The organism is Empedobacter stercoris, assembly GCF_020281205.1.
GTDB lineage: Bacteria > Bacteroidota > Bacteroidia > Flavobacteriales > Weeksellaceae > Empedobacter > Empedobacter stercoris.
The window spans coordinates 70,510-86,739 of the sequence record NZ_JACXZC010000008.1 but is presented as its reverse complement, the minus strand read 5'-3'; the positions used below and the strand labels follow the sequence as shown (position 1 = coordinate 86,739).

The 16,230-nt window shown below is 30.9% G+C and carries 9 protein-coding genes; 4 read left to right on the top strand and 5 right to left on the bottom strand.

Features of this window, described 5'->3' with window-relative positions:
• Positions 1-132: 132 nt before the first annotated feature.
• The gene (locus IF125_RS05835; protein WP_225541821.1) at positions 133-6,171 is read left to right on the top strand and encodes an alpha-2-macroglobulin family protein; all 6,039 of its coding nucleotides are present in this window, start codon (positions 133-135) and stop codon (positions 6,169-6,171) included.
• 183 nt (positions 6,172-6,354) lie between these two features.
• On the opposite strand, the gene IF125_RS05830 is transcribed toward IF125_RS05835, so the two are convergent.
• Complete coding sequence (locus tag IF125_RS05830; RefSeq protein WP_225541820.1) at positions 6,355-7,182, bottom strand: DUF4197 domain-containing protein; 828 nt, start codon at positions 7,180-7,182, stop codon at positions 6,355-6,357.
• Positions 7,183-7,232: 50 nt separating this feature from the next.
• Positions 7,233-8,819, bottom strand: a complete 1,587-nt coding sequence (locus IF125_RS05825) for a peptide chain release factor 3 (RefSeq protein ID WP_171623322.1) — start codon at positions 8,817-8,819, stop codon at positions 7,233-7,235.
• 117 nt (positions 8,820-8,936) lie between these two features.
• Between IF125_RS05825 and IF125_RS05820 the strand changes: the two genes are divergently transcribed.
• From IF125_RS05820 to IF125_RS05810, 3 genes are read left to right on the top strand one after another with little or no spacing between them, the layout of a single operon-like run.
• Positions 8,937-12,080, top strand: a complete 3,144-nt coding sequence (locus IF125_RS05820; protein WP_225541819.1) for a T9SS type B sorting domain-containing protein — start codon at positions 8,937-8,939, stop codon at positions 12,078-12,080.
• Positions 12,081-12,097: 17 nt separating this feature from the next.
• Positions 12,098-13,057: a PorP/SprF family type IX secretion system membrane protein gene (locus IF125_RS05815; RefSeq protein WP_225541818.1), complete on the top strand. Its 960-nt coding sequence runs from the start codon at positions 12,098-12,100 to the stop codon at positions 13,055-13,057.
• A 33-nt stretch (positions 13,058-13,090) separates the two neighbouring features.
• Positions 13,091-13,846 carry a GLPGLI family protein gene (locus IF125_RS05810; RefSeq protein ID WP_171623325.1) on the top strand — a complete coding sequence of 252 codons (756 nt, stop codon included), beginning with the start codon at positions 13,091-13,093 and terminating at the stop codon, positions 13,844-13,846.
• 31 nt (positions 13,847-13,877) lie between these two features.
• Here the strand turns inward: IF125_RS05810 and IF125_RS05805 are convergent, their stop codons facing one another.
• The 3 genes from IF125_RS05805 to IF125_RS05795 form a co-directional block, all read right to left on the bottom strand.
• Positions 13,878-14,819, bottom strand: a complete 942-nt coding sequence (locus IF125_RS05805; RefSeq protein WP_171623326.1) for a PstS family phosphate ABC transporter substrate-binding protein — start codon at positions 14,817-14,819, stop codon at positions 13,878-13,880.
• The gene (locus IF125_RS05800) at positions 14,803-14,997 is read right to left on the bottom strand and encodes a C4-dicarboxylate ABC transporter (protein WP_171623327.1); all 195 of its coding nucleotides are present in this window, start codon (positions 14,995-14,997) and stop codon (positions 14,803-14,805) included. Before IF125_RS05800 ends, IF125_RS05805 begins: the two co-directional genes overlap by 17 nt.
• Positions 14,998-15,170: 173 nt before the next feature.
• Positions 15,171-16,118, bottom strand: coding sequence for an energy transducer TonB (locus IF125_RS05795; RefSeq protein ID WP_225541817.1), 948 nt, complete (start codon positions 16,116-16,118; stop codon positions 15,171-15,173).
• Positions 16,119-16,230 lie beyond the last annotated feature (112 nt).

Here is a 16,230-nt window from a genome sequence, read left to right as displayed (position 1 = left end):
ATCTATCAAACGATTGCTGATTATTTTACTTCTTCAACCAACCATTTTTCCGTAACTTGCATCTACTCATAAAAGAAAAACTCTATGAAACAATTCTTGTTTTTACTATTAATTTTAACCAACTCGATGCTTATGGCTCAATCCCCAACGATTGATCAAAAGTGGAAAGAAATTGATCAACAAATGCAGAATGGTCAATTCAAATCTCTCCAACCAAAAATTGATGAATTAAAAGCTTTATCAAAAAAGGAAAACAATCAACAAAGTTATTTGAAAGCCTTGTTTTACGAATCAAAAATTAAAGTTGCAACTTCTGATGAAAAAGACGATGTTAACTTCGTTTTTGATTTGTTTAAGAAAGAATTAAACGAAAAATCAAACGTTAATAATGCCATTACCAATTCGTATTTGGCCGATTTGTATCAATTGTATTACAACGAAAATCGTTGGAAAATAAATAGTCGTACAACTATCGAAAATCAAGCAACAAATGATGTTAGATTTTGGACAGAAGAAACGTTCAAGAAAACGATTAATAATTATTTTTCGAAATCAATTCAACCAAAAAATGAATTAATCAATGCAAAATCTCAAGAGTATAAAATGATTTTGAATCTTGCAGATGACAAGAAAAATGCACAAGAACAATTGGATTTAATGCCAACTTTGTATGATGTTTTAGTAAGAAATTACATCAATTATCTGAATCAAAATGATGAAAAAGACAAAGCAAATCAATTGCTTTCTGATTTAGTTGAAATCAATAAACAAAAAAACAACGAAAATGCTGTTTTGTACAATGAATTGATTTTATTAGAGAATAAACGAAATTCACTTTCGATTCAAGATTTTATCAAACAAAAAGAAATTTTAGCAACTAAATATCCAAAAGCGTGGTATTCATCTTATGTGTACGCAACTTTAGCGACAGATTATTATGGTTTGGAAGAAGAAAAGTTAGCGAACGTTAAAAAGATTTTTAATATTCAAGAAAAACTTACAAAACAATATCCAAATTCTGATGAAAAAAGAGTTGTAGATAATTTGGTTTTGAAGATAAAATCGCAAGAATTAAATGTTCAAGCAGAGAAATATATCAACGAAAATCAAAATACACCAATTCAATTAATGCATAAAAATTTGAATAAGGTTTATGTAAAAGTATTGGCTTATAACGAAGGTTTTGACGGGAAAGAAAAAATACAAGTTTTAAATGTTTACAATGAAAATCGAATTACAGAAGCTCAAAAATTTCTGAATAGCTTAAAAGTTGTCGATCAATATGTAATTGATGTTAAATCGTTTGATGATTTTCAAGAACATACAACAATTGTAAAATTGAATCCGTTAAAAGTTGGTCGTTATATTGTGTTGTTTTCGAATACTACTGATTTCAAAATTAATACAAAAGATGACATCGACTATTTAGATATCATGGTTTCTAAATATGCGATTAATTCGTTGAATGATAAATTATCAGTTGTCAATCGCGAAACTGGAAAACCAGAAAGTAATATTTCTGTAGAGTTTTCTAATTTGACAAATTACAATAAAAAGGAAACTAAAATTCTGACTTCTGATAAAGATGGAATCATTCAAACACCTTCGGGATGGAGAAATTTTCAGTATCGCATAAAAGATGAACATACCATCTATTCGACTTATTATTACGATTATTATAACGAAAATGTACGTTCAACTAATGAGGTTAAGATTTTTACAGATCGAGCAATTTATCGTCCTGGACAAACAGTTTATTTCAAAGGAATTTTTTATACCTCAAAAGATAAGACTCGAAAAGTTATTCCAAATTCTAAATTGACGATTGGTTTATATGATGTCAATAATAAAGAGCTTTCAAAAATGGATTTAACAACCAACGAATTTGGTTCTGTAAACGGAAGTTTTGTTTTACCAAATAGCGGTTTAACAGGAAACTTTTCGATTAGAGCTATTAATAGTCAAGGATATTATTCATTTAAAGTAGAAGAATATAAACGTCCAAAATTTAAGGTAGAAATTGAAAAAAATAAAGGTGTTTATAGTTTAAATGATAAAGTAAAAGTAGAAGGAAAAGCGATTGCTTTCTCGGGAGCAGCTATCGATAATGCTAAAGTTTCGTACCGTGTTTATCGTCAAGAAATTTTTACGTTTTGGCCTTGGTATCGTTCAATTCCAGTAGGTCGTGGACAACGCGAAGAAATTACGTTTGGAGAAACAACAACAGATGCGGAAGGGAAATTTAACTTTGAGTTTGTAGCAAAACCAGCTTCGGAGAAAAAGAAAGATGAGGTAAGAACCTACAATTATTTTATCGAAGTTAATACGACGGATATCAATGGAGAAACGCAATCAGAATCTTCTTCTGTTAAAGTTGGAGATACAAGAATGTCTTTAACTATTGCTATTTCAGAGAAAACGAAAGTAGATGATTTAAAATCGTTCAAAGTTGAAGTGAAGAATCTGAATGATGAAAAATTAGACGGTAAAGGACATATCGAAATTTATTCGTTAAACGCACCAAAAGAAATAGTTCGTCGTCAAAAATTTACAACAGATTACAATTTTTATTCGAAAAAAGAATTCAAAAAAATCTTTCCGAATGAACCTTATGGTGATGAAATGAATCCAAAAACGTGGACAACGAACCAAAAAGTTTTCGAAAGTGATTTTGATACAAAAATTTCAGATGAAATTAAATTTAATCAAGCTTCAAATTTAGAAGAAGGTTATTATGTTGTAAAAGGTTTTGTGATGGATGGAACACAAAAAGTGGAAGTGGATAAATTGATTTATGTTTCGAATGAAAAGAAAGCAAATGCAATTAAAACACTTTTAGCTGTTTCGCCTAATAAATCGACTTTCGAACCAAAAGATGTTGCAAAAATTGAATTTAAATCTGGTTCAAAAGATACGTATGTGTATTATGAAGTAGAGGCGAATCAAACAATTATTGAGAAAGGTTTCTTGGATTTGAGTAAAAAATCGGTTGTTGAAATTCCTATCAAAGAAGAATATCGTGGCGGAATTTATGTGAATTATGCGATGACGAAATTCAATGATGTGCAAACAGGAAGTCTTAATTTGGCAATTCCATTTACAAATAAACAACTGAAAGTGACGGCTGAAGTTTTACGTGATAAATTGACGCCTGGTGCAAAAGAAAAATGGCAATTAAAAATTGAAGGTCCAAATAAAGATAAAGTTTCGGCTGAGGTTTTAGCAAGTATGTATGATGCTTCGTTGGATCAATTTGCGTCGAATTCTTTAGATTTTAATGTCTATAATTTCACAAATTCAAGAAAAAATAATCCATTTAATCTCTATCAATTTTATTCAACAAATCCTTCACGCGCAATTTATTATCGTACAAATTATGATTTTTATGCAAGAGGATATGCAGGATTAGATCTTAATTTATTTGATTTTGGATTTAACCAATATCGTATGAATCGTATGATGATGAAGTCTATTGCGCCAGGTGTTAGAATGAGAGAGGTTTCTGAAAATGAAATTCATGTTGATGTACAAATGGAAACATCAGCAAATGTAAGTTTAGATGAAGCTGTTGTAACAGGAATGGGAATTGTAAGAGATAAGAAATCGTTAGGATATGCTTCTCAAGAAATAACAATTCGTGGAGCTTCATCATTACAAGGAAATGAAAATGCACTTTATGTTGTAGATGGAGTTGTTTACGATAAAGCACCAGAGCTTAATCCAGATGATATTCAATCTATGAATGTTCTAAAAGGAGAACAAGCAACAGCTTTGTATGGTGCAAGAGGAGTAAATGGAGTTGTGGTGATTACAACAAAAAAAGGCGCAAATGCTGCTTTAGACAATGTAAAAGCACGTACAAATCTAAATGAAACAGCCTTCTTTTATCCAAATCTTAAAACAGATGCAAAAGGAAATGTAATTATAGAATTTACAACGCCAGAGAGTTTAACAGAATGGAAATTTATGGCGATTGCACATACACCAGATCTTAAAACGGGTTATTTAGAGCAAAATGTTCGTACACAAAAAGACTTGATGGTTGTACCAAATATGCCAAGATTCTTAAGAGAAGGAGATAAAATTTCGATTTCATCTAAAATCAATAATTTATCAGATAATGTACTGAATGGTTCTGCAAAACTGATGTTGTTTGATGCATTTACAAATCAACCAATTGATGCGCAATTTAAGTTGACAAATGCAGTTCAGAATTTTTCTGTTGCAAAAGGAAGTTCAGACCAAGTGACATGGACAATTGATGTTCCGAAAAATGTTCAAGCAGTTGTGTATCGTGTAGTGGCTTCGGCTGGAGATTTCTCTGATGGAGAAGAATCGGCTTTACCAATTTTAACGAACCGCATGATGGTAACAGAAACTTTACCAATTTATGTCAAAGAAGGTCAAAAGAAATCGTTCCAATTTGAGAATATGATCAACAATAAATCGATTTCTTTGGATAATTTCAAATTAACGTTTGAGATGACAACGAATCCAATTTGGTATGCGATTTTCTCGTTGCCTTATTTGCGCGAATATCCGTACGAATGTGCAGAGCAAGTATTCTCTCGTCTGTATGGAAATATGATTTCGGAAAAAGTGATCAATTCGAATCCAAAAATTAAAGCTGTTTTTGATGATTGGAACAAAAAGGGTGAATTGAAATCGAAATTACAGTTAAACCAAGAATTAAAAAATATCATTTTAGAAGAAACTCCTTGGGTAAAAAATGCGGAAAGTGAAGAGGAGCAAATGAAACAAATTGCGGTTTTATTCCAATTAAATCAAATGCAAACGGAAATGAAATCGGCTTTCCAAAAATTATCGGATAAACAACAATCAAATGGAGGTTTTGCTTGGTTTGATGGAGGTCGTCCAAACGAATATATTACAACGCATATCGTTTCTGGTTTCGGAAATATGAAGAAAATGGATGTAAACTTCAAAGCATTTGAAATTGATGTAAATCCATTAATCAAAAAAGCAATTCAGTATATTGATAACGAGAATTTAAATCGTTTCAAAGAATTCAAGAAAGATCAAAAATCATTCAAGAATATCGTTTATTCAGACGGTTTACATTATTTATATGCGCGTTCGTTTTTCTTGGAAGATTATCCGATGTCGAAAGAATTGGATGAAATGAAAACAGCTATGTTAAAGAATTTGAATGATACAAAATTGGATTTATCGTTGCAACAAAAAGCAATGGCTGCAATTGTGATGAATCGTTTTGGAATGCAATCTGCGGCTAAAATTGTGGTCAATTCAATCAAAGAAAAAGCGGTCGAATCAGATGAAATGGGTATGTATTGGAAAGAAAATCAACCGGGTTGGTTTTGGTATCAAGCACCTGTAGAAACGCAATCTTTTTTGATTGAAGCATTTGATGAAGTTTCGAAAGATGAAAAATCAGTCGAAGAAATGAAAGTTTGGTTATTGAAAAATCGTCAAACAAATCAGTGGAATTCAACAAAAGCAACAACAAAAGCAGTTTATGCATTAATGAATTTCGGAAAATCATGGATAGATGCTGACAAAGGAATTACTGTAAAAATTGGTAATACAAATTTCGATTTAGACAAAAACTCGCAAGCTGGTTCTGGTTATATGAAAACTTCTTGGAACAAAGAAGAGATTAAACCAGAAATGGGTAAAGTTGAAGTTGCTAAAACTTCTCCAGGTGTAGCTTGGGGAGCGATGTATTGGCAATATTTTGAAGATTTGGATAAAATAAAATCTGCTGAAACTGGAATTCAGTTTAATAAGAAATTATTCGTTAAAACAAATTCAGCAAATGGTCCAGTTCTAAAAGAAATTACAACGTCTACACCGATAAAAGTAGGCGATATTGTAACAGTTCGTTTAGAAATTTCTATCGATCGTAATATGCAATTTGTTCACATCAAAGATATGCGAGCAAGTGGTTTCGAGCCGGTGAATGTGCTTTCTGGATACAAATGGAAAGGTGAATTTGGGTATTATGAAAGTACGCGCGATGCGGCAACTAATTTCTTTTCGGATTATATGCGCAAAGGAACGTATGTTTTTGAGTATGATTTGAAAGCGAATAATGCTGGTAATTTCTCGAACGGAATTACATCAATGCAAAATATGTATGCACCAGAATTGAGTGCGCAAAGCGAAGGGATTCGTGTTGAAATTAAATAATCAATTCAATCAATAATTTTAAAAGAGCTGAGAGTAATCTCAGCTCTTTTTTTTCAAAGTACTGTGGAGTCTTATGGAGCTCGACATTCTTTATAAAATTATTATTTTTAAACTTATAAAAACATTTGTTAATACAATAACACACAAAAAAATCGCTACAATTTGTAGCGATTTTTTTGTGTGTTATTTTTTAGAAAGAGATCCGAAAACCTGCTGTAAGATAGAGGTTGTTTGCAAAGCTGAATTATTTCTAATTCCATTTTCTTTTTCTGCAACCATATTAAATACACCATTTAATGTCTGTTGTGTAACATAAGCATTCAGGTTTGGTTCTATCTTGTTTCCTGTTAAGGTATTGTATTTTGTGATCAAATTGTTCCAAACTTTATCCGCACCGACTTTACCCAAAGAAGCTTCGACTTTTGGTTGAAAAGCTTTCGTAAGATCTGTATTCGTTTTTAGTTTTAAATAATTTGTAGCCGAATTATTTCCTCCCAATAAAATGTCTTTTGCATCGGTTATTGTCATCGAAGTTAAGGCATTTACAAAAATTGGAGCCGCTTCAGAAACAGCATCCTCTGCTGCTGCATTCAATAACTTGATTCCTTTGTCAGCTAAGCTTCCCATTCCTAAAGAACGCATAGTTTTCTCGACAGTTTGCAGTTCTTCTGGCATCAAGATTTTAGCAACAGAATTGTTGTAGAAACCATTTTTTTGGCTCAAAGATTTAATACCATCATTCAATCCAATTGATAGAGCTTCTTTCAAACCGGATGCGATTGTTGAATTAGGTAAGTTATTAACGTTTTTCAAAGCTTCAGCAGAAATTGTGTTTGATTCTGTGGAGCTATTTACAATTATTACAGAATCAACTTTTACGGCTGAATTTGGTTGCGTATTTGTTTTATCAACTTCTTTTTTTAAAGTACCAAAAATTGATTTTAAATCTTGCGCATTTGCATTCACAGCAAAGGAAGTAATCAATGATAAGCTTAAAATGATTTTTTTCATGAGGATTTTTCTATGTTGTTTCTGTCGTTATTCAATTTTCTGACCAAACTTTAAAATTCACTTACAAAATGTAATTTTACTGAAGGAAATTTTTCTTGTGTCATTTGAATAGTAAATGCAGAATCAGCTAAAAATACCAATTGATTAAATTTATCTCTTGCTAAATAACGTTGTTTAACACGTTTAAATTCTAAGAATTCTTCTGATTTATCATTTTCTACTTCTACCCAACAGGCTTTGTGTACAGAAAAAGGTTCGTAAGTTGCCTTAGCACCATATTCGTGTTCCAAACGATATTGAATTACCTCGTATTGTAACGCACCTACAGTTCCGATAACTTTACGATTATTCATTTCTAAAGTAAACAACTGCGCAACACCTTCGTCCATTAATTGATCAATTCCTTTTTCCAATTGTTTTGCTTTCATTGGATCGTCGTTGTTGATGTAACGGAAATGCTCAGGTGAGAATGAAGGAATTCCTTTGAAACTGAATTTTTCTCCTTCTGTCAGCGTATCTCCAATTCTGAAATTTCCAGTATCGTGTAAACCGACAATATCTCCAGCAAAAGACTCATCAACGATTTCTTTTTTGTCTGCAAAGAAAGCATTTGGTGCAGCGAATTTCATGTTTTTACCTTGACGAACGTGGAAATAGTTTTTGTTACGTTCAAATTTTCCAGAAACAATTTTGATAAACGCTAAACGGTCGCGGTGTTTTGGATCCATATTAGCATGAATTTTAAACACGAAACCAGAGAATTTATTTTCGTAAGGTTCTACGATTCTTAAATCTGTTTCTTTTGATTGTGGAGTAGGAGCGATGTCAACGAAAGCGTCTAACAATTCGCGCACTCCAAAATTATTTAAAGCAGAACCGAAAAATACAGGTTGTAAATTTCCGTCCATATATTCTTGCATATCAAATTCTGGATAAACACCATCAATCAAATCAATTTCGTTACGTAGATTTTCAGCATAATCTGTTCCGATTAATGTTTCTAATTCTGGACTTGATAAGTCTTCGACTTTAGTTGTTTCAGAAACTTTTTGTTTGTTGTCTCCAGAAAAAATATTAATATTTTTCTCCCAAATATTATAAATTCCTTTGAATGTAGATCCGATACCGATTGGCCATGAAAGTGGAGTTACATGCAAATCTAATTTTTGTTCAACTTCGTCCATCAAATCAAACGCATCTTTTCCTTCTCGGTCCATTTTATTAATAAAAACCAATAACGGAATTTTGCGCATGCGACAAACTTCTACTAATTTGATTGTTTGTTCCTCAACCCCTTTCGCAACGTCGATAACAACAATCGCAGAATCTACAGCAGTCAAGGTACGGAAAGTGTCTTCAGCGAAATCCTTGTGACCAGGCGTATCTAAGATATTAATTTTTTTTCCTTTGTATTCGAAAGCTAAAACCGAAGTTGCAACAGAGATCCCACGTTGACGCTCAATTTCCATGAAATCGGATGTTGCGCCTTTCTTAATCTTATTACTTTTTACAGCTCCAGCCTCTTGAATTGCACCACCAAATAATAACAATTTTTCTGTTAAAGTAGTTTTACCAGCATCGGGATGGGCAATAATACCAAAGGTTTTTCTTTTATTTATTTCTTGTTCTAAAGACATCTTAATCAAATTTTCAGGTTGCAAAGATAGTTTATCTCCGTAAAATTAGAAACATTATGATGAATAGAATATTCTCAACTAAATTGCGTTATTTTAAAATATAGATGATATAGGGCTATGAAAAAGATATTTTACTTTTTATTGTTGATGTTGAGTGGGGTTGTTTTGGGGCAGCAGCATCCACTGACTAGAATAGATCCAAATCAATTGAATTTTCTTAATATTCCTTTAACTCCTAAATCTGTTGACTTTAAAACGACAATAGGTTGTGGAGGGAGAAATGACGGAAGAAGTCATGCGGCTATGTTATACTTTAAAGCAGATTATGATTTGGATTTAAAGTTTGATATAATAGGTCAATTAGATGGTGATTACGCAGTAATTGTATACAAGGTTAATGATACAAATGGAGATGGAATTCCGAATGAAGTATTTCAAACAAATACAACTATTACAGCTTTACGATCTATTTATTCTTCACATTCAACAAAAAGTTTAGTTGATAATAGCACAGATTTTTGTGAATTCTATGGGAGTTATGGAACTTCTGATGGAAAAGTAAAAAGTTTAGATTTTGAAGCGAATTCTTATATTGTAATAGCAATACAAGCAAATCTTGCTGCAGGAACTAATCCTTTATTTGATATACATTTAAATATAGCAAAAACAGTAGATAATCTTGTTTTTGATAATCATTGTTATACAGATGATTATTTATTATCAGATGTAAAGACCAAAATTATAAATGATATTAGAGCTTCGGATCCAAGTGTTAATGTAGGAAGTGTAGAGTTTTATAAACCAAATAATACTTTAACAAACGATAATATTAGTTATGCTAACGGAATAGAACAAACTTTGTATGCAAGAGTTTATGATAATCTTGGTAAATTAGTATACATCTATAAACCTATAATATTCAAATTTATTCCTGAACATCAATTTAATTTTAAACTGACTTTCGAGACTGAATATGCGTGTACACCAACTTATACAATTCCGGATGAAGATGAGTTGTTAAATAAACTTTTCCCTACTGTAGATTCTAATTATTCGATTTCTTCAATTGTTATTGATGGGACAAGTTATACATCAGGTCAAAATGTAAATTTGGCAGTTGGTCAAACCACTTCAATGAAAATAAAAGTTCATTACGGAGGCGGTTGCCCAATTGATTCTCATGAAGTTTCAATTCCTTTAGCTCAAGGAAAACCAACTTTGAGTGGAGATATTTATGATACAACTTGTGATTCTTCTTATAAAATAAATTTTGATCGAATTTATTCTAAGTTTGGAAAAGATAAAAATGCTTTTGATTTAATTGTAACCTTAGACGGTTTACCGATTTCTGATGGACAACCAACTGCAATTACTACAACTTTAACGTATAAAGTTAAAATAAAATCAAGAACAGGAGGAGGTTGCGAAAGTGATGAAGTTAATTTCGTAGTTACTAAAACTCAACCTGCAACTATTGTTGGAACTGAAATTAAAGATTTCTGTATAAATGATCCTGCGTTTACGCCAACTCAAATTGGAATGGCAGTAAATAGAATTCAAAATGGAAACAATTATAATTTGAGATATTATTTGATGGATGGGACTGAAGCTCAAATGTCAGATTTATATGAATATCTTAAAGAAAAAATGAATGGTAAAATCATCGTAAAAGCTTTGGCAGCTGATAATGGAAATACAATTTGTGATACAGTTGTTGAGTTAACATTTAAATTAGATGAATCGACATTTCAAACTGTAAGTAATATTCCGACTTTAAATTCTTCTTGTTCAGAAGTTGGCTTAGGACATACTTTTACAATTTCTGAAATCGAAGCTTATTTAAAATCGAAATTTAGCAGAACAGATATTACATTTAATGGAATTTCAGATGAATTTCTTACAGATAATCAGTCAAAGACAATCACTTTTCAAGTAAAAATAAATGGAGAAAGTTGTTGGTCAGAGGAAATGATATTGAAATTACAAGTGATTACAAAACCAAATGTACCAAATGCTTTGCATGAATTAAAAGCTGATTGTGATGATAAAATTACAATCGATGCACAAGTTTTGAGTGATTTATTTGGTGCAAATTCTATTGTTGATTATCATTATGAAATTTTGTATAATAATTCAAAACCATTAACTTTCGATACAAGTGGAAAAGCAATAGTAAAAATTCATTTCAAAAATAAATTAGATAATTCTTGTTTTGTAGAAAAAGAAATTATTATTAATAAAAAACAAGATTTAGTTGTTGATATTGCTACTTTAGAAACTTATACAAAAGATCATCCTGTTATTTATTGCGATGGAGATGATGTAAATGCAAAAAATCAAATAAAAGATATTTTAGATTACATTCAAACTAATTATTCTTTAATAAGTTCTAAAACAAAAGATCAAATTTTTGATCAATTTAATTCTAATCAAGGTTCAGTAGATGTTGATTTTTATAATTTGGACTATTGTGGTGTGATTACCTTAAAATTAAACTACAAGAAAAATTCTTTACCTAATATCGAGGTTGAAAATCCAGATCCATTGTGTACAGGAGAAAAATATAAGTTAGATTTTACAACGCAAACAGATTACGAAAAGTATTATTATGAGGTAGAAAAAGATGGAGTTAGAATTTTAGGAACATATATTTTTGAGCTTGATGCAGGTGATTATATCATTACTATTAGCGATATAGATTCGGGTTGTCCTAAAGAATTTAGTTTAAAATTAACAAACTCAGAAACTCCAGTAATTGATAAAATTACCATTAACGAAAAAAGTATCATTGTTACAGCAAAAGGTTCGGGTAAATTAGAATACGCTTTGTTTGACGAAGCAGGAAATCTTGTAGTTGCTTGGCAAACAAATAACGAATTAATTATTCCAGAAAATATAACGAATAATAATTTCACTGTAAAAGTGAGATTAAATAATTGTGGTGTTGTAACTTATACAAATATTATTTATTTAGCATTACCAAGTTTTATTTCTCCAAATAATGATGGGAAAAATGATTTTTGGAAACCAATGACTAAAAATGGTAAAATTAATGATGTTTCTAATTCTTATAAATTGATTATTTTTGATAGATATGGTAAACAAATTTTATCAAAAGAAGGAACAAATATTATAGAATGGGATGGAACACATAACGGAAAACCAGTTGCAGACGGTACTTATTGGTATATGTTAGAATCTAATGAAGAATTACAAGTTTTGTATTCAGGCTATATTGTAGTCAAACGAAAAATCAATTAATTGATTGAAACATATTTATGAAAAAAATATCACTATTCATATTAACTCTATTTTCTGTTTCTAAAGTAGAAGCACAGCAAGGATTACCTTTTTATAATCATTATTTAGTGAGTGATAAAATGCTGATTAATCCATCTTATGCAGGACAAGATCCGAATGTTATTTCAATAACAGGAACACATCGCAATCAGTGGGATGATTTACCAGAAAGTCCAAGTACACAAACAGTAAGTGCACACGGAATTATTGTCGATCGTTTGGCGGTGGGAATGCAGTTTTTTAACGATAGAAATGGAGCAGTTAAAATGACTGGATTTGGAATTAATGCAGCTTATCACATTCCAATTGATGACAGAGGTTATGACGGTGATGAAATCAATGTGTTTTCGTTTGGAGTAGGAGCGTCGAATGTTTCGCAACGTTTTGATTATTCTAAAATCATTGCAGAAGATCCAAACGATCCGGCTTTGCAAGAAGATAAATATTCGACCTATTTCGCCAATTTAGGACTATCTTTCAAATACGCAGGTTTCTTTGCAGGAGTTTCAATTTTGGATATTCCATTAAGTCAAAATGTGTATTATGTGAATAATGTAGAGCCTTTACCAACGTGGTATTACATTAATTTAGGATACAAATGGAATGTTGCTGAAGGTATTGCTTTAGAGCCATCGGTGGTTTATAATTTAAATTCAAATTCAGAACGTCATTTGGATATTAATCTAATGTCGCACATTAGTTTCGGCGATAATAATCAAGGTGTCGATATAGGTGTAGGATACAAGCAAGGGATGGATGCTCAAAATAGTAATCCTCTATTTATTTCGCCTATTCTAAAGTTTAAAGTAGGTTCTTTAAAAGCAGGAATTTCATACGATATTGGTTTGTCCGATTATCAAGTGGATGGACGTAAGAACGGAATGTTATTTAGTCTTGGTTTCGATTTACAAAATCCTTGGGGAGCAAGATTTGATTAATGATTTAAGTATAAAACACTAAACAATTATACTATGAAATTATCGTTATTACTTTTTATTCTTTCATTCAATATTTATGCACAAAATATTGAAGTTTTGTACGAAAAGTATACAATTTTTGATGCGCAAAAGTCAAATTATTCTATGACTGTAAATGATGTAAAGCTATCAAAATCAGAGGTTGTAAAAAGACTAAATGAACAAATGAAGATTCCAAAAGAATTTAGTTTAATAACCAATAAAGAAATTTCTAATTATAAAGCGTACGAAAAAATTGATAATAATAATGAAGGATCAAGAACAACAAGCTATACATTATCTTCGAATGGAGGAAATGGTGATTTAGTAAAACAATTTGTATCTGGATTTTATTACCATGAAGCTGATGTTTATGGAAAAAAGTTTGTTATAAAGGATACATTGCAAAACTTTAATTGGGTTCTTACGAAAGAAACAAAAACAATAAATGGATTCAATGTTAAAAAAGCTACAGCAAAAATAAAAGATGTTAATTTAACAGCATGGTATGCAGTTGATTTGCCTTATAAAACTGGTCCGGATAAATATCAGGGATTACCAGGGTTAATCTTAGAGGTTGTACAGGTGAATAATGATGATATTAATACTGTGATTTCTTATAAAGCCGTTTCCATAATAGAAAATAAAAAGAATAAATTAGAACTTCCTAAAAAAGGAAAAATTGTTTCATTAGAAGAATATAAAGTCAATTATAAAGAAATTATTGATAAACAGAATGAAATGATTAGTGAGGGGGTTAGTAAAGATTAATAAAAAAACCTTCCAATTCGGAAGGTTTTTGTTATTGTATCGGTTGTTCTAAATTATTAATCTGAACTTCTCTTTTAAATATGTAATAAGGTTGAAGACTTTCGCGCGTCACAATTTTCTGTCCACGTTGTGATCCTACAAATCGCGTAAATCCAGCGCCAATTCCAAAACCAACTTCATTTTTTAGGATATAAATTTCGCGATAAAAAGGATAAACACCATATTTCAAATTCGGAATAGTTGGTAATGCTAAATTTCCTTTATCATCTGCAATGGCTAATATTTTTACCTTTTTTAGGTATTCTTCAACTTTCGGATTTCCTTTGTCGCTCAAAATATTCAAGCCTATAATCCCGATTGCTGTTTTATCTTTTTGCAAATAATCAATCACTTTTTCTGCATCGCCCATTGCATTTACTTTTGCCCCTTTTTCTACTGTTAATTTTAGTTTATCATTTACAGTATTGTAATTGGCAGAGTTTGGATGATCAAAAACAAAGGTCATTTTCGGATCATTTTTATACAAATTATCTTTGATATCTGTAGTCGTAATAGAATTGATTGGATGATCAACAGAAGTAATGAAAGCAGTTGCATCTAATGCAATTACAGATGAGATATACTTGGTTGTCGTTTTGTTAAATAAGTGTTGTTCTTGTGCTTTTGTTAACGGTTTACTTACCATTAATAATGGAATTTTACCTTCATAAAAATCTTTGATTGCTTTTTCTTCAATCTCTTCATTTATTGTGATTTTTACATCTGGATAATCAACCATATACATATTTGCCAACGAATTAGCCAAATTTTTAAAACTTGGATCTACAGTCATTGTCAAATTTCCATATTCGTGTAAAGCTCGTTTAACAGGAGTTTTTTGTTCGGCTTTTGTTAATTTTTCTTTGTCTTTACAACTAAAAGTGGAAAAAACGAGAAAGGCTGAAAGTGAAAGTAAACTAATTTTTTTGATCATTTTTATAAGATTTTATTCCACGATATACGCGAAAAGCTCCATAAACAATAAATAAAATCCCCATTAACATCGCGTTTGTATCATCTAATTTGACGATAAAAAACTGATATTTCCAAGTAAAAATTCCGATCAAAAAATAACCGAAACCAATCAATCCGTAAACAATACTCTTATTCATAATTCGCGACGAAGTTACAATTTTATTGTGTTAAGATTGACTTAAAACTTAAATTTTATACGATATATATTCATTTTTAGCTAAGTTTTTTTGAGAAATTATTTCTTAAACAAGATGAAACCATCACACTCAAAAATAGAATGCAATGGTTTCAGAAAGAAAAGTATGATTAATTATTCTGCTGTTTGAAATTTGACAGGGATAGAGAAAATTAAATTTGCATCAGAACCATCTTCTAATTTGGCAGGTGTTATTTTTTTACCTTTTCGTAGAATTTGTTTATTGATTCGTTCTAATGCAGATTTAGCTTCTTTTCCTAAATCTTGATTACTTCCGCTTAACGGTTTTACCTGCGAAATTTCACCATTTTTATTCACGACAAATTGCATTTTTGCAACCGCTGTACTCAAATTATTTCGAGATGCAGTTTCACCAAAATCACTTAATTCATATCCCAATTCTTTTGAGATTTTATCGCTCATACATTTTGTTAAAGCAGCATTTCCTTTTTTACTTTCATTTTCACAACCAGGATAAATCGCCATTACAGCAGCATTTTTAGCTGTAATTGTAACATTCGTATTGATCACAGGTTTTTCAACTTTTGGTCCTTCTGCAATACTTGTGTTTTGTCCGCCAGTTTTATTTCCTGTGTCACTTACTTCGCCGCCACCAACTTGTCCAGTTGATGCGATTCCTTCTCTATTTTCTGTTCCAAGATCAACACCTTTCAATTCATTAACAGGTTTTATCGTTTCTTCAACTTGAGGATTCTCTTTTGGTGTTGGGATAACATATTTCACTTGTTCTGTTTTCAATTGAATTGTTTTTTCTTCCATCGGTGGATCTTCTTTTGGAGGAATTACAACTTCTTTTTTCTCGATTGGAGGAGTTTCAGGAATATTAATCGGACAAACTATTACACTATTTTCATCAATTGTTGTAGCATTCATCGTTCTATTATTTGCATAAATAGTTGCACCAGTAATTAATGCAACAATACCAATCCCTACAAAAAGAGACTTCATCAAATCTTGGCTTGCAACTTGTCTTAGTTGATACGCACCATATTCTTTGTTTCGATTTTCGAAAAGAATGTCTAAAAAAGCTTTGTTACTCATATCAATATAATTTAAGGTTAATGAATCTTTTTTCTTTATAGATTCATCTTTTTGTAAAAAGGTTGGTTGAGGTTTGAAAAATTTTCGAAAAAAGTTTAATTTTATTAAAAAG